The following is a 16,307-nucleotide window of genomic DNA, read 5'->3' on the forward strand; positions in this document are numbered from 1 at the left end:
TCAATTTGTCAAAGAGCTGAATCAGGGTAATTTCCCTGACTATCAGGTCAAAATCTGGTCAAAACTGACCGATCCAAAAATGCTTAATGTTAATTAAAAACGTCAACCGTATTTAGGCATCTACAATGGTGAGGAGCGAATGTCCGCTGTCGGCGGTCGGCGGTTCCCTGTCTCCGTCCCCGTCTCCGGCCCGGGGTCCCGCGTCTGCGGTTCGCGGGCGGGGGCTCGTGCAAAAAGCCAAAGATTAATTTGTGAGTAAGATTATTGCTCACTAATTTGCTTACTTGTATGCATTCTCAACCAATAAACGAAACTATTATTTACAAACGGATTATTGTTACGGAATTAGTGGCGCGGTCAGGCTATATATACGCATTCAGAATCGGTGAGGGCTTTACAAATTGTAATGCTGTTACGTAAGTCTGATACGGCTCCGGTAATCGTTTGCGCCTTTTCAGGAGAGGGTTTTGCTGTGCCGGTGCAGCGGCCTTATGCTGCGGCTTCAGATTTCCTTACCGCAGGGCCATTCGGCCATAGCCGGTTTGTGTGCGGGCCGGCATACGGTAACGACGTGCTGCCTGAGTGCTTTGCGGAGTTTGCAGGCTTTGTATCCGGCTTTTACAGCATTTGCGGCTTTCTTCTGCACTTTCCTTCCCGGTTTTGGTTCTGGTTTTGGTTTTGGTTTGCTTTTCGGTTGCGGTACAATTGCATTTGAGTCCCTTAGGGCAGGCATGCTTGTGCCTTTATATTTTTATTGAAAGCTGGTTCCGTGAAGCCCGTTTATGGGACTCACGTTAGCGAAGCTGTATTTTATACTGGTGTAAGGTAAGCTCACGGATATTTTTAGCAGTCTGTGTTCAGCAGTCTGCAGTGCTTTTTTGCTTTTCCTTTTTTTAGACTGAGATTCTCAATTTTACAGATCGTATTCGGGTCGGAGTGGTTTGTTTTTTATCTGATCGATAATATACAGTTATGATGGTGTTAACAGCTTGAGCAATGCAGGACTGAAAAATACGGCAACCCGGGGCGGGGTTATTATGATGGGGGCGAAGGTCATTACCATCGTTTTGCACTTTGCCTTTACCTTTATTCTCGCAAGGTTGCTTACGCCCGAGGATTTCGGGATAGTAGCTATGGTTCTGGCGATTACGGTCTTTGCCGAAATTTTTAAGGATGCGGGCCTGTCGGCTGCGGCTATTCAGCGTAAAGATTTGTCTGATGATCAGCAGTCGAATCTGTTCTGGCTGAATTTTGCGGTCGGGCTTGTGCTAACCCTTATTGTGGCATCTCTTGCGCCGGCGATTGCCTGGTTTTACGACCGTACGGAGCTGATCGCGGTTACGCTGGCGCTTTCTCTGAGCTTTGTGATTACCGGTATAGCCGAACAGCACCGTACGCGGCTGCTGCGGGATATGCGCTTTGCCCCGAATGCGGTTGCGGGCGTGCTGGGGATGGCTGCGCGGCTGCTCGTAGCGGTTTACCTGGCTTCTCTGGGGTACGGGTACTGGGCCATCATCTGGGGGACACTTTCCGGTCTGCTGCTTACTTCTGTGATTATCGTACTGCAGTCGGAGGTTAAAATTATGCTGCCTAAACGCAATGTGGGCACCTTCGATTTTATCAGTTTCGGGGCAAGGGTGATGGTGTTTAACTGCGCCAATTTTTTCCATAAAAACCTGGATAACATACTGCTGGGCCGCTTTTTCGGTGCCGGTACTCTGGGGCACTATACTACCGCCTATACCCTTGCAATGTATCCGGTTTCGGCTATACGCTCAGCCCTGAATGTTGCCTTCCCCGTACTAAGTAAATTACAGGACGATCCGGATCAGTATAAACACTTTTTCCTGAATATCGTTAAGGTAATCTCCATCATATCTGTCATACCGCTGATGTTCGGTATCGTATGGGGAGATTTGCTGCTCACCCTGTTTCTTGGACCGGGCTGGGAGATGGCAACGAAGCTGTTTGTTATACTCTGCATCGCCGGACTTGTGCACCCCGCAGGGACCATGCGGGAGGTGCTGCTGCTTTCTCTGGGCAGGTCCAAAAAGTACGCGCGCTGGGGCATTTATAATGCGGCAGGCATGACGCTCGCCTTCGCAGCGGGCATATGGTGGGGGGCTTTCGGTATGGCATGGGCCTATGTGTTCGGAACCTATCTCATCCTGTATCCCTCCCTCAGGTATGTGCTGCAGGGAACCAATATTAAGCCGAAAGAATACCTTACGGCCATGTTTTCTTCGGTGCTGCTCACCCTGCCTGCCGTAGCGGCAAGCTTCGGACTGCACTATTTCCTGAGCGGGAAAACCTCCGATGTGCTGCTGCTCGCCCTCATTACCGCCACCTACAGCATTGCCGTACTGATTACCGTTTTTTCGGTAAGCAGCGAAAGAAAGCTGGTGATGTCTGTCGTGAACATGCTCCGGAAGAAAAGCACAGCCGCACTGAAATAGCATGCATAGCGGAATATTCTTACAAAATAAATCCCCAAACAAACAGCCTTTATAGCGGTCAGCTGAGGGGTGAAAACTGAACTAAACTAAATTAAACTGAACTGCGAAATTGAACGGACTGGTACAGAGAAAGGATGGTCACGAAAAGCGGCCGTAAACTGCGGGCATCCGCAAACCTGTATGCTGCGTTGAAGTATTGCGCTCAAAAAAAATATCTATGAGTAAGTTTTTATTTTTATGTGATTTCTACTATCCAAGACCGCTGCCTAACGGGGTGGTGCTTGATAAGGTTACAACTGAGCTGATCAAACGGGGGCATGAAGTGCACCTTATTGCCTATAGACAGCTGAATCAGGAAGCGGTTACGCGGTATAACGGTGTATTTGTGCACTATGTAGAAATGAGGCTTTTCTACATTCTGAAAACTTGGGGTGAGCAAAACATCAGAAAACTGAGCGGGGCGGTTTCGTTTTATACCGCAAAAGCCATCAATAAAATAACCAAGCTGTTCAACATCCGTCGTTTTCCGATGTCGTCGGCAGGATCGGTGGAGCGTTTTTATGCCAAAACGGAGGCCCTGCACCGGGAGCACGGCTTTGATGCCGTGATCGCCCTGTTTAATCCGGAGGATACGCTCTTCGCTGTTATGAAATTCAAACAGAAGTATCCGCAGGTGAGTACCGGGGCCTACATTCTGGATTCCCTGATTTTCCTTGCCGGCAAAAAGAAGCTGCCGGCATTTCTGCGCGAGAGCATGAGCTGGAAATTTGAGCAGTCGGTGTATGAAAGCTTCGACAGGGTTTATAATATGGAAACACACAGGGTGCATCATGTGTACGAAAAATATGCGCCCTACAGGGATAAGATGGTATTTCTGGATACGCCTCTGTTTATACCGAGAGAAATCGTACTGACCCATCAGCTGTATGATGCTGACAAAACGAATATCGTTTACATGGGTACGCTGTTCAAAAGCTTCCGGAATCCGGAATATGTGTACAAGGTTTTCAGGGGCCTGAATGAAAACAACGACTCGGTTCTGCATTTTTATACCCGCGGCGACTGCGAGCGCATGCTGCTGAGGTACGAAAAAGAGATGCCCGGGGCAGTTGTGCGGGAGGGATATGTTTCCAATAGTGAGATTGAAAATATATATGCAAATGCAGATTTTCTGATCAATATCGGTGTTAACAATTCTACCAATATTTCAAGCAAAATATTTGACTATATGTCAACCGGTAAGCCTGTCATCCATTTTTATTATTTTGACGATGATGTGAACAATGCTTATCTCGAAAAGTATCCCTCTGCCATACTGATCAAAATGGACGAAGCACTGCTTTCTGAAAATATCGCAAGGCTTAAGAAATTTGTTGCGGAAAAAAAAGGTGTACAGCCGGATATATCACACCTGAACGACAGTTTTGAAAAGAATAAACCTGAATTCACTGCTGCTCAGTTTGAATCTCTGATACATTAACCAATCAATCAATTACAAAGGTAGATATTGTTATGAATATGTTTAAAGATAAAACATTGCTTATAACAGGAGGAACGGGTAGTTTTGGGAATGCGGTGCTCAAACGGTTTCTGAAAACGGATATTGGGGAGATCCGTATTTTCTCACGGGATGAAAAAAAACAGGATGAGATGCGTCAGCGGTTTAATTCAGAGAAGCTGCGGTTTCATATCGGGGATGTAAGAGAGCCGGGCAGTATTAATGATGCGATGTATGGAGTTAACTATGTGTTTCACAGTGCAGCCCTGAAGCAGGTGCCTTCCTGCGAGTTTTTTCCGATGGAAGCAGTAAAAACCAATATTGTGGGCACAGATAATGTGCTGAACGCGGCAATACGCTCGGGTGTGAGCAAGGTTATCTGCCTTTCAACCGATAAGGCTGCTTACCCGGTTAATGCGATGGGTATTTCAAAGGCGATGATGGAAAAGGTTGTGATTGCCAAATCGCGTATGGTGCATTCAGATAAAACCCTCATCTGTGCAACACGTTACGGAAACGTGATGTACTCAAGGGGATCGGTTATTCCGCTTTTTGTGCATCAGATTAAGAGCGGGCAAAAAATTACGGTAACCGATCCGATGATGACCCGCTTTATTATGAGTCTTGATGATGCGGTTGATCTTGTGCTGTACGCCTTCAGCAATGCAGAGCCCGGCGACATCATGGTTCAGAAGTCGCATTCGTGCTATGTGGGGGATCTTGCGCAGGCGGTGAAAGAGCTGTTTAATTCCGATTGTGAGATTGAAAACATAGGGGTGCGGCACGGTGAAAAAATGTTCGAAGTGCTGCTTACCAAAGAAGAAGCCTACAGAGCGGTTGATATGGGGGATTTCTACAGGGTGCCCTCAGACAACAGGGACCTGAACTACGCGAAGTATTTTGAAGAAGGCTGCAAAGGTATCAGCGTGGCTGAGGAGTACAACTCCAACAATACCAAAATTTTGAATGTTGCTGAAATTAAGGAAAGACTGCTCGGTCTGGATGAAATACAAGAAGAACTTCTAAAGTATAAGGCATGAATATTCTGATAACTGGCTATACCGGCTTTATTGGCCGTAATCTGGCTGAGCGCCTGCTTCTGAACAGTACGCACAAGCTTTTGCTTGCGGGCCGTAATACACCTGAAGCGGAGTTGACCGGCTATCTTGCAGAATGCGATTTTGTCTTTCACCTTGCGGCTGTTCACCGCCCTGATGATGAGGCTGCATTTGAGCAGGTTAATGTTCAGTATTTCGGCAGGCTGCTGCACATCCTGCGGGAAAAAGGGAACAGCTGCCCGGTTTTGCTGACTTCCTCGGTTCAGGCGGGTCCCGGTACAGCCTACGGCAGAAGCAAGCTTGCAGCAGAGGCCTTGCTCGAAGCGCACTGCGGGCTTACGGGTGCTGCGGGCCTCGTGTACCGGCTCACCAATACCTTCGGCAGGTATGCCCGTCCGAATGCACATTCGGTAGTGGCAACCTTCTGCTACAAATCAAGCCGGAATCTGCCCGTTACCGTGCATAAGCGTGAAGCCGAGCTCAGGCTGCTTTATATTGATGATGTGATTGATGATTTTGCCGCACATGCCGGCATACCGGCTGAGGCAGGATTCCGTTTTTATGCGCTTCCTGACGATAAAACGGCTGTGATAACGGTCGGATATCTCGCAGATAAAATCCTGCATTTCAATGACGCCCTCACACAGAGGCGGGCGCCGGAGCTTGCGAATGCATTTGAACGAAGGCTGTACGCAACCTTCCTCAGCTATGTATAGACTCCTGCATCCGAACCGGTAAAATGAAAATAAAAGTACTGCACGTCATTAAGGCAAGCGGCAGGGGCGGGGCAGAGGTGCTGCTTCGGGAGGGGTACCGCTTAGCTGATAAAAACCGCTTTGAACTGCATTACCTGCAACTGAGCCCCGAACCCCGCGAAATATTTGATGATATGCGGGAGATGGGGGCGTACACAAGTGTGCCTGAGCACGGGGCGCAGCATATAGGGGCGGCCGTTTCTTCCATCAGAACGTATGTGCGCACGCACGCTATTGATATTGTGCACGGACATCTGCCGGTTTCGGGCTCGCTTGCCCGCATCGCCTGCCTCGGGCTGCCGGTTAAGGTGGTGTACACCGAGCATAACCTGAGCAACCGCTACAAGCTGCCTACGCGAATACTCAACGATCTGAGCTGGTGGGCGCAGGATGCCGTAATTGCCATATCGGACACCGTTGAACACATCTCTGCCCGCAAGTTCCCGAAGAAAGTGGTGCACAAGGTCTATAACGGGGTTGATGAAGATAAATTCACCCTCCCCGGGTCTCAGAGAGAAGCTTTCAGGGAGGAGCTCGGCTATACCGCCTCCGATTTTATCATAGGTACGGTAAGTTCTCTTCGCAGAAGCGATCAGAAGCGCATCGATATCTGGCTCAGGGCCTGCCGTAAGCTGTACGATCAGAACAGCCGTTTCCGCTTTATTCTGGTTGGTGACGGTGAGCTGAGGCCTGAATATGAGCAGATGGCTGCATCGCTTGGCCTTGCGGATGTGGTTCACTTCGCCGGTAAGGTGCGAGCGGCAGAGCAGTACTATCAGATTTTTGATCTGTTTATGTTTTCGTCTTCCTATGAGGGGTTCGGTATTGTGATGATTGAGGCCTTTGCTGCGGGAGTACCTGTAGTGGCCTTTAATGCCGAGGGTATCCGGACCATAGTAAAACACGGCTATAACGGCTGGCTTGCAGCGTTTGACGGGGTGCCGGAAGACAATCTGGCTGAAATAGTGATGTCGGTTTACAACAAGCCGAATCAGCAGATCAAAGAAAACGCTGCGAATGATGTACGCACAACCTACTCAATGGCGGCCAATCAGAAGAAGCTTGAGGAAGTTTATCTGAGACTGCTTTAGCAGCTTTCAGCCTGAAAGCCAGCGGTAGCGGCAGCAAAGCAGGCGTTCTTTCAGGCCTGCAATCAGGGCACTGATACCGGCCCTGGCGCCACGCATCTGTTTCCCGAACAGTCCTGATCTGAAACGCACACGCAGCTGCTGCCGGGAGGCGCAACCGCAGTGAAAAACAGAATTGTAAAAAAGAATTGATTCAATATTTTTATTCGTAACTTTGGCGGGGAGATATTCAGGTTTAATCGAAAAAGAACCCGCATTTACACACGTACACGTACACCTAAACGTACATGAAAACAAAAACGCTAAAAAACCGCTGAAGGCCTGCGTTTCCGAACCTGAAAAAAGACGGTCTCATCAAAGCCTGTTCATGGAGAAAACAGAAGGCCGTGATATCGTAACATCTTTCCGCTGTCCGCAGCTGCCGCTGAGCAGCAAATGAACTTAGCCGTTTTTTACCGGTACCCCCGTTTACCGTATTCCCCTCAGAAAAAACCATTACCCCTTGCCTGACAGGCCCTTTTTAAGATGCCTGCGTATGCTGATCTGAAATTACGCTATGACTGCCTATTCCGCGCATTAGTACTCCGCCGGGCTTAAGCAGCCAATGCAAAGAACCCCAAAAAGCTGTATGATTAATGATTGAAATATACCTGATGATATTAGTGGTGATCTCACTAATCGTCTTCAAGCTGAAAGCCGGTAAAGACCGTAGGCTGTTTAACATCATTCTGCTTGCCTTCGGACTGAGGCTGTTCGTTCTCATCTTTGAGTTTTACATCTATCCGGGTCTGCCGTATCTCACGGCTCCTGATTCGGAGCGTTTCCATGAAAACGGCATTGAATATGCGCAGTATCCGCTGTCGTATCTGCTGTTTCCACCCTATCCTTCGGGTTCTGAGCTGTACTCCTACTGGCTGGGTATTGTGTACGCCCTGCTGGGCTTTGAAAGCGATCTGCTGGCGCGGGCGGTGAATGTCTTTTTGGGGGTGTTAACCATTTTTAATGTGTATCAAATCAATCAGATTCTCTGGGGACGAACCATTGCGCTTCAGAACACCCTGCTGATGGCCATTTTTCCGCTGCTGGTAATCTATTCGCAGGATCTGTTGCGGGAGTCGTTTGTGGTTTATTTCCTCTCGCTGGGCATACGGCATTACTGCAGTTGGTACCGTAACTCAAACTGGGTGAATCTGGTACTGGCGGTTACCGCCATTGTACTCAGCGCCGCCTTTCACGTCGGGGCCTTGCTGAGCCTGGTAGCCATCGGTCTGTATAATTTCTGGTATGCTATCCGGCAGATTATGAGCGGGCAGTTTGTCGGGCTTATTAAATCGATTGTGGCGATTCTGGTTATCGGTCTTGGACTTGCGTATATCAATGCTACTGGCTGGGGACTCTCAGACCTGGGCGGTGAGGGTGCCCTGCAGGAATTCGGGGTTGAAGAGCTGATTGAAAGGCGCGGCTCGGGCTCTGCAATCGAAGGCCGGGCTACCTACCTTCAGGGCCTTACCGCTACCACACCTACCGATGTAATCCTTCAGACCCCCATCCGCCTGGTGTATTTTGCCCTTGCACCTTTCCCCTGGATGATCAGATCAGCATGGGATCTTGTCGGGCTTTTTGATTCCCTGCTCTACTTCCTCATCATTCTGGGCATTTTCAGATCATGGAAGGTGATTAAACGTGACCCGCTGAAGGTGATTCTGGTTCTGATGATTATCGCTATGGCCCTCACCTTTACCTGGGGGGTAACCAATTACGGTACCGGTATGCGGCACCGGGCGAAAATTGTGATTCTTGCCATAAGTCTTGCCCCGCATTTGTGGCCGATCCGGAAACTGTACTATAACCGCTACATCAAAAAATACGAGGTGAAGCTTAAACGGATTAAGGTTGCAGATTAGGTGCCCCAATCAGGCTTCTTCATCTCCACCTCAACCCGCGCTCGTATTTCAACACAATTCAACCAAACAGCTGTAGAAGCCGTGCTTGCAGGCCCGGGGTTCTGCGTTCTGTAAGCGCCCTCTCAACGGCGTTAAGCCATAAGCCTTAAGCCCTCCGAATCCTGAAAAAGAAAATCTTATTTATTGCCGGAAACTGCCGCTCCCTGATTGCCAACCGGGGCGACCTCATTCAGGAGATGAAGCGGCGGGGTCATGAGGTTTCGGCCCTTGTGCCGGCCTATGATTTTATGCCGGAAATCGAAGTCCTCGGCATTCCGTACCGGAAAATTAGCATGAGCCGCTCGAGCATAAACCCCATTCAGGAGCTGCAGAGCCGGCGGGAGCTAAGGCGCGTGATTGCGGAGCTGCAGCCTGACCTTGTTTTTGCCTACACCATCAAGCCGGTTGTTCAGGGGGTGTCTGCAGCCCGCAAGGCCGGGGTACCGAAGGTGTTTGCCATGATAACCGGTATGGGTTACCTCTTCACCGGGGAAAGCCTCAGGCAGCGGCTGCTGCGGCAGCTTGCCGTGCGCATGTACAAAGCCGCGCTGAAGCAGTGCGACGGCATCTTTTTCCAGAACCCCGACGACATCAGCCTGTTCTGCGAACTGGGTATCGTTGCATCCGGGAGTCCGGTGCACATGACCAACGGCTCCGGCGTGAGCCTGAGCAGCTTCCCCCGCAGGCCGCTGCCCGGGGAGGCTACGGGTGAGGTTGAGGGTGAGGCTTACCGTCGGGGATCTGAAGTGCAAAGGGAAGGCGGGCGGGTGCTGACCTTTCTGATGATTGCCCGGCTGCTGCAGGATAAAGGGGTTGCAGAGTTTGTGGAAGCAGCACGGATGCTGAAGGCAACCTACGGGGAGCGGGTCCGGTTTCAGGTAGCAGGCCCCTACGACCCCAACCTGCCGCATGCGGTGAGCCGTGAGCAGTACGACAGCTGGCTGCAATCTGCGGAAGTACACTTTGCAGGCCATCAGGCCGATGTGCTGCCCTGGCTTGCCGGCTGCGATGTGTACGTGCTGCCCTCCTACCGGGAAGGCACCCCGCGCTCGGTACTGGAAGCCATGGCAACCGGCCGGCCCATCATCACAACTGACGCCCCCGGTTGCCGCGAAACCGTACAGCACGGCCGCAATGGCTACCTCATCCCCCCCCGAAGTACCCAACCCCTGGCCGACGCCATGAAACGCTTCCTCGAAAACCCAGCCCTCATTGCACAAATGGGCGAAGAAAGCTACCGCATGGTTCAGGAAAAATATGAAGTCGGCAAGGTGAATGCAGGCATTTTAGAAGTAATGGGGCTGGATTGATTGGCTGTTGGCTTCGCCGACCGGGGACGGCTTTTGGCTTTTGGCTTTTGGCTGTTAGCTGTTAGCTGTTGGCTGTTAGCTGTTAGCTGTTGGCTGTTAGCTTTTGGCTGTTGCCGGATGTATAGGTTCACGCCATCAACCCCTAAACCACCCTGAAACAAAAAGCCCCTCTCCTGAAGACAATGTCCGTAAGGCCTGGTGGTATTTTCAGGAGAGGGGTTGGGGTGAGGTCTAATCGAGAAGCCTTCAGGATGGCGGTGGCGGGGCTCCGCCGACCGGGGACTGCGGACGGGGGACCGCAGATTGTTGCTCCGAGGCCTGAATGACGAGATCCTTCGACTCCGTCACCGCTGCGCTGCGGCTACGCTCAGGATGATAATGCTGATTTATAATAACCCGGCGCGGCAGGCCGCGATGATGGCACGCGGATTTTCCGGATTGGGCGGGATTTTCGCGGATTGTTCAAATGTAATGAGGCCAAATTTCCCGTAGGGAAACCACATGGGTAGAAAAAAAAGTGGTTCACGCCCCAACCCCTAAACTACCCCAAACAAAAAGCCCCTCTCCTGAAGACAATGTCCGTAAGGCCTGGTGGTATTTTCAGGAGAGGGGTTGGGGTGAGGTCTAATCGAGGAGCGTTCAGGATGCCGGTGAAGACGCTTCGCGGCCCGCCGTCTGCCGTCTGCGGTCTAAGCTTACCGCTTACCGCTTACCGCCTTCCGCGCTGTTGTGCTATCCTTTCTTACACACATATTACATTGAAAAAACGTGTTCATTAAACGCTTAACCGATATCACCATTTCTTTACTGCTGCTGTTGCCGGCTTTGCCTGTGATGGTGGTGGTTGCTGTGCTGATTAAGCTGGATTCGCGGGGACCGGTTTTGTTCCGGCAGCAGCGGATCGGGCAGGGCAGGCGGCCTTTTGAGATTTATAAGTTTCGCACGATGACGCACCGCGATGCGGCGGCTATAGATCAGCATGCGGAGAAGGTGATTGAGGGCAATGATGATGTGCGGATAACCCGCATGGGGCGGCTGCTTCGGGTTACGAGTCTGGATGAGCTGCCGCAGCTGCTTAATATTCTGAAAGGGGAGATGAGTCTGATCGGGCCCCGGCCGGTGCTGCCGGAGCAGCTGGCCGTTGTGCCGCCCTGGCTTCAGGACCGCTTCGCAGTGAAGCCGGGCGTTACGGGCCTGGCACAGGTGAAGGGCAGGCGCAGCCTGAGCTGGGAACAGCAGCTGTGTTTTGATAAAATTTATGCCGGGAGTGCCGGAATTTTGTCAGATTTGAAAATTCTCGCCGAAACGGTTATGGTCGTACTCACCGGTAAGGGGATTTACGGGGAAGCCGGGAAAAACTGGCGGGCTTACCGGGGTATGAAAGATGCTGAATGGGAAAGTTATCTGTATGATTTTAAAGAAGTTGATGCGGATAAAATTTTGCACGGATCCGACATAAATACGTAAGTTTAAGCACGGTATTGAGCCTGTAAAGGTAGTTGTTCTGCAGCCTGATACACCTGAAAAAACATCTTTTATTCTTAATTTATTTAGCTATTTTTTAAGCGGCATTTGTAACGAAAAAAAAATATGACTGCGTAGCGGATATCATCTTGTGTAAGCTTCTGAATGACAGCTATTTACCTCATGCGTTAAAGGGTTCGGCAGGTCTTTCACATGCTCCGTAAGCCTGCAAACGGGTGTCAATATTTATTTTCTCATCTACGAAATTCACCTGCTCAAACGGACTGATTCCTCCTAACAGGTACGCAGCCAACAACTTACTTCATTACATATTTTTTTGAATACTTCTATAAATGTATTGCACTTACCCGCGAATAAGTAAAATGGTAAACCGCTCAAGATGATTTTTAAATACATAACCAATAAACCCGAACTGGCTAAATTCGCTGTAGGTTGTGGGGTAAACCGCATTTTTATCGATATGGAGCATATCGGTAAAGACCGGCGGCAGGGGCACCTGAATGCGCATCGGGCAACACATACCACAGAGGATGTGCTCCATATCCGTGCAGCTATACCTCACACAGAACTCATGGTGCGTGTGAACCCTGTTTACGAGGGTACCGAAACCGAAGTGAACGGCGCCATAAACGCCGGTGCTGATGTTATTATGCTGCCCATGTTCACAACGGCTGAAGAAGTGAAGTATGTTGCAGAGCTGATTAACGGCCGTGCACGTTTTTGTCCGCTGCTGGAAACCCCTCAGGCCCTGGTACGACTGGATGATATCCTGGCAGCTACCGACGCGATAGATGAAATGCACATCGGCCTGAACGACCTGCATCTCGGGATGGGGCTCAGCTTTATGTTTGAAGTGCTCACCGGCGGTCTCGTAGCCTTTGCCGCTGATAAAATAAGGGAAAAAGGTATTCGCTTCGGATTTGGCGGCATTGCCCGCCTCGGTCAGGGCGCCGTTGCCGCAGAGCTGATTCTGGGTGAACATGTGCGCCTCGGCTCTGAAATGGTTATTCTCTCACGCACCTTTCACAAAAACTCCGAATATGTGCAGGAGCTTGTGCAAAAGGTGAACATGAAGGAAGAAATCGACAAACTCAACGATTGCCTCGAATACTTCCGAAAAGCCCCCGCATCTGTTCTGCTCGAAAATAAAAATCAGCTGGCACAGGCGGTACGTCAGCAGGCAGAAGCAAGTGAACGGGTGAAGCAGGTATAATTGATTTGGGAATGAACGCGGGCGTGGATTTCTTTGCCCCCAAGCGTCATCCCGCGGAGTGGCTTCGCGGATCGGAGACGGCTGTTAGCTGTTAGCTGTTAGCTTTTGGCAATTAGCTATTGGCTATGGTGGGCGGAGCTTCGCGGACCGGGGACGGCGGACGGCCGACCGCGGGCTGTGGCTGGCGGTTCACGCTCCCAAATCCTAAACTACCCCCAAACAAAAAGCCCCTCTCCTGAAGATAATGTTCGTAAGCCTTCGTGGCCTTTTCAGGAGAGGGGTTGGGGTGAGGTCTAAACGAGGAGCGTTCAGGATGCCGTTTTCCGGTACGGTGGTGGGGACGGCTTTTAGCATTTGGCATTTAGCATTTGGCTATGGTGAGTAGCCAATGTCTGCGGTCCGTTGTCTGCGGTCTGCCGTCCCCGGTCCCCGATCCGCCGTGTGCGTGCCGCTGCTTGCGGGCCCATAAAACCATTATTTTAGCTTACTTTCCTTACCTTTCCTTTCGCTTTGATGTTTAATGCTTTATTTCTGCAGAAGGCGGAGCTTTTGGGTGATCAGTTGCCGGAGCTTGAGGGCTTGTTTGAGGCGTTTTTGCCGGAGTACCGGCCTTTTTATGCCGGGAAGCCTGAGGATGTTGCTGTTGGGGCTTCTTTTGATTTGATCATTACGTCCTTTCTGCCTTTTTTGCCGGAAGTGCTTGCGCGGGTAAAGAAGCCGGGACATCTTCATTTTACGGGTTCGGGTACGGACCGTTTGCCGGAGCTTGCAGCGCTGGCTGATCTTAGCGGGGTGCGGATTACCGCTTCACCCGGTGTGAATGCGGTGAGCATTGCCGAGCATGCGGCGGCCTGCATCCTTTCCTTCGCCAAAAACCTGCATCTGTACCGCGATCAGCAGCAGCAGGGCATATGGAAACGCTACTGGCATCAGGAAGTGCGGGGTCAGCAGCTGTGCATCATCGGCATGGGTGAAATCGGCCGGGCGGTAGCGAAACGCTGCCGGGCCCTTGAAATGCGGGTTACGGGCTGTGTCCGCCGCCTGAAAGCCTGCCCCGAAGCTGATGAGCTCATCCTCACCGCGCAGCTGCCGGAAGCCCTTCCGACCTTCGATTATATCATCCTCTGTTTGCCCCTCAACGCGGAAACGCGCGGCTTTTTCGGGCAGGACTTCATCGCGCGCATGAAACCCGGCAGCGTGCTCATTAATGTTGCAAGGGGAGGGCTGCTTGATGAAACAGCTCTGCTTGCGGCCCTGCAGCAGGGGCAGCTGAAAGGCGCGGCCCTCGATGTGTTTGAAGAAGAACCCCTGCGCCCCGAACACCCTTTCTGGAAAACCCCAAACCTTCTGCTTACTCCTCACGTTGCAGGTACAACGCAGCATTACCTGCGCAATATGTTTGAAATTCTTGCCCGACAACTGAAAGCTTGATACCGAAAACCATACCTATACCAACGCCAACGCCTTCAGCCTTACCGTACTACACCCGCATCATAACAGACACCATCCGGTTGCTGTTTGATCAGCACTTCGGGAAGTCAGTCTTTCCGCAGTCCGGGTCGGAATCAGGCTCAGGAACAGGCTCCGCCACAGTTTCAGATTCAGCGGTACAGCTGAGGCTTTTGGAAGCAGACTACGAGCTGATTCATGATCTGTTCATCAAGAACGGTACGGCAGGTCTGTTCAGCAATGCCCTGGAATCGGGCCTGCTGGAACTGCAAGGAGATGAGCACCTACAGCAGCGCTTCCGCACTGACCTCACATATTTCGCCAATTTTGCCCGTTTCAGGGAGCTGCGCACCAATGAAGTCCTTGTGCGGCTGGAGCAGATCCTGCAGGAGAAGGGTTTTCCGTATGTGATTCTGAAGGGACTCGCCATAAAAGAGGCCGCCCTGTATCCCGAAGCCTGGCTACGCATGAGCTCCGATATCGATTTGCTGATCGAAAAGAAGCGGGTGTATGAAGTCGCCTTTGCACTGCTCGATAACGGTTTTCAGCTCTCCCTCAACAAAATGTTCAACCTGCTGGACTATAGCTGGCAGCGCAATGCGGAAGGATTTGTTTTTTTAAGGGATAAGGTCGGGGTTGAGGTGCATCACTCCCTGCATGAAAACTCCTTCCTGAAGTGGGAGGATGAACAGATCTGGAACCCCCGGCTGCATTCCGCTGCCCGAAAGCAGGGTTGCCGGCATGTGTTCGGGCTGGAAATGCTGCTGATACACCTGCTAACGCATTATTTCAAGCACATACACGCCATGCAGGAAAGCAGCAACCCGGCAGGGCATAAGTTTATCTGGATTGTAGATCTCTACGCCATCCTCCGCAGCGAACAGCAGCCGGTTGACTGGCAGCTGCTGAAGGAACATGCAACGGGAGTACTGAACTGCTACGAAGTCTGCCTGTTCGTGCTCGATGCAGCCCTGCACTTCTTCCCCGAACTCTGGGGCTGCATCCCGCAGGAAATACAGACAGACCTGGCCGCTGAGCGGGAAAGGAATCAGCAGCGCTACGGCATCAGCGCCGCGGACTATGCACACCTCATACGCCCCAACGCATCGGAAAGTGCAGCCATAGCGCGCAAAATGAAGCTGCACCCCATGAAAAAATGGAGCCGCATACAGCGCGCCCTCTACAAATACACCATTCTCTTCCCACCCGTAAAAACCCTTCAGGTACACTACAACTACCGCGGCACCCTAAAACTCCCGCTCTGCTACCTCAGGCACGTGCTTGGTATGCTGAGACAGAGAATTCGGAAGGCTTGATTGGGGTTTGGCGGTTGGATTTGCGGAACGGGGAGGGCTTTTGGCTATTAGCTTTTAGCAATTAGCAATTAGCAATTAGCTATTGGCTATTGGCAATGGTAGTGGGGTGGCTTCGCCGACCGGGACCGGGGGGTTGTGGCTCCGAGGCCTGAATGACGAGATCCTTCGACTCCGCCTCCGCTGCGCTGCGGCTCCGCTCAGGACGACAATGCTGATTTTTAATAACCCGGCGCGGCCTGCCGCGCCGTTTGCATTTCCTCCTCCCAACCCGTCATCCCGGAAAGCGTGCGGTTTTGGAAGTGTGGGATTAGGCAAAATGCAGCTCGCACGCTTATCCGGGACCTTCCAGCGCATTCACGCCGCCATGCCGGTAGTGGGTTTGGGGTGGCTTCGCCGACCGGGGACGGCTGTTAGCTGTTAGCTGTTAGCTTTTGGCAATTAGCTATTGGCAATTAGCTATTGGCTATGGTGGGCGGAGCTTCGCCGACCGGAGACGGCGGACGGCCGACCGCGGGCTGTGGCTGGCGGTTCACGCCCCCAAATCCTAAACTACCCCCAAACAAAAAGCCCCTCTCCTGAAGATAATGTTCGTAAGGCTTCGTGGCCTTTTCAGGAGAGGGGTTGGGGTGAGGTCTAAACGAGGAGCGTTCAGGATGCCGTTTTCCGGCAAGGTGAGCGGGAAAATTGTACCGGCTTTTGTACCCTTCTATTATATTGCGGCAGGTCTTAGCTGGAA

General features: G+C 51.4%; 12 protein-coding genes. 11 read left to right on the forward strand and 1 reads right to left on the reverse strand.

The features are described 5' to 3' along the window. Nucleotides 1–989: 989 nt before the first annotated feature. From LAT75_RS11630 to LAT75_RS11650, 5 genes are all read left to right on the forward strand, one after another. Nucleotides 990–2,456, forward strand: coding sequence for a lipopolysaccharide biosynthesis protein (locus tag LAT75_RS11630; RefSeq protein ID WP_291482836.1), 1,467 nt, complete (start codon nt 990–992; stop codon nt 2,454–2,456). A 217-nt stretch (nt 2,457–2,673) separates the two neighbouring features. Continuing rightward, complete coding sequence (locus tag LAT75_RS11635; RefSeq protein WP_291482837.1) at nt 2,674–3,936, forward strand: hypothetical protein; 1,263 nt, start codon at nt 2,674–2,676, stop codon at nt 3,934–3,936. 38 nt (nt 3,937–3,974) lie between these two features. After that, nucleotides 3,975–4,994, forward strand: coding sequence for a polysaccharide biosynthesis protein (locus LAT75_RS11640; protein ID WP_363320561.1), 1,020 nt, complete (start codon nt 3,975–3,977; stop codon nt 4,992–4,994). Beyond that, a complete protein-coding gene (locus LAT75_RS11645) occupies nt 4,991–5,728 on the forward strand; it encodes an NAD-dependent epimerase/dehydratase family protein (protein ID WP_291482839.1) in 738 nt (245 codons plus the stop codon). The genes LAT75_RS11640 and LAT75_RS11645 overlap by 4 nt, the downstream gene beginning before the upstream one ends. Nucleotides 5,729–5,751: 23 nt before the next feature. Further along, nucleotides 5,752–6,858, forward strand: a complete 1,107-nt coding sequence (locus tag LAT75_RS11650) for a glycosyltransferase family 4 protein (protein ID WP_291482840.1) — start codon at nt 5,752–5,754, stop codon at nt 6,856–6,858. A gap of 6 nt (nt 6,859–6,864) precedes the next feature. Here the strand turns inward: LAT75_RS11650 and LAT75_RS11655 are convergent, their stop codons facing one another. Further along, complete coding sequence (locus tag LAT75_RS11655; protein ID WP_291482841.1) at nt 6,865–6,987, reverse strand: hypothetical protein; 123 nt, start codon at nt 6,985–6,987, stop codon at nt 6,865–6,867. Nucleotides 6,988–7,490: 503 nt separating this feature from the next. Here LAT75_RS11655 and LAT75_RS11660 point away from each other — a divergent pair. The 6 genes from LAT75_RS11660 (at nt 7,491) to LAT75_RS11685 (ending at nt 15,571) form a co-directional block, all read left to right on the forward strand. Then, nucleotides 7,491–8,759 carry a hypothetical protein gene (locus LAT75_RS11660; protein ID WP_291482842.1) on the forward strand — a complete coding sequence of 423 codons (1,269 nt, stop codon included), beginning with the start codon at nt 7,491–7,493 and terminating at the stop codon, nt 8,757–8,759. Nucleotides 8,760–8,986: 227 nt separating this feature from the next. Then, nucleotides 8,987–10,108, forward strand: a complete 1,122-nt coding sequence (locus LAT75_RS11665; RefSeq protein ID WP_291482847.1) for a glycosyltransferase family 4 protein — start codon at nt 8,987–8,989, stop codon at nt 10,106–10,108. Nucleotides 10,109–10,876: 768 nt separating this feature from the next. Next, nucleotides 10,877–11,575 (forward strand): sugar transferase, encoded by a 699-nt coding sequence (locus LAT75_RS11670; RefSeq protein ID WP_291482843.1) that lies wholly within the window; start codon nt 10,877–10,879, stop codon nt 11,573–11,575. A gap of 397 nt (nt 11,576–11,972) precedes the next feature. Beyond that, nucleotides 11,973–12,806 carry an aldolase/citrate lyase family protein gene (locus tag LAT75_RS11675; RefSeq protein WP_291482844.1) on the forward strand — a complete coding sequence of 278 codons (834 nt, stop codon included), beginning with the start codon at nt 11,973–11,975 and terminating at the stop codon, nt 12,804–12,806. Between the two features lie 513 nt (nt 12,807–13,319). After that, entirely contained in the window at nt 13,320–14,237 is a 918-nt protein-coding gene (locus LAT75_RS11680) for a D-2-hydroxyacid dehydrogenase (protein ID WP_291482845.1), read from the forward strand. Further along, nucleotides 14,234–15,571 (forward strand): nucleotidyltransferase family protein, encoded by a 1,338-nt coding sequence (locus tag LAT75_RS11685; RefSeq protein ID WP_291482846.1) that lies wholly within the window; start codon nt 14,234–14,236, stop codon nt 15,569–15,571. Before LAT75_RS11680 ends, LAT75_RS11685 begins: the two co-directional genes overlap by 4 nt. The last annotated feature ends 736 nt before the right edge of the window (nt 15,572–16,307 follow it).

The sequence above is a fragment of the Cyclonatronum sp. genome (genome assembly GCF_022565315.1).
Lineage (GTDB): Bacteria > Bacteroidota > Rhodothermia > Balneolales > Cyclonatronaceae > Cyclonatronum.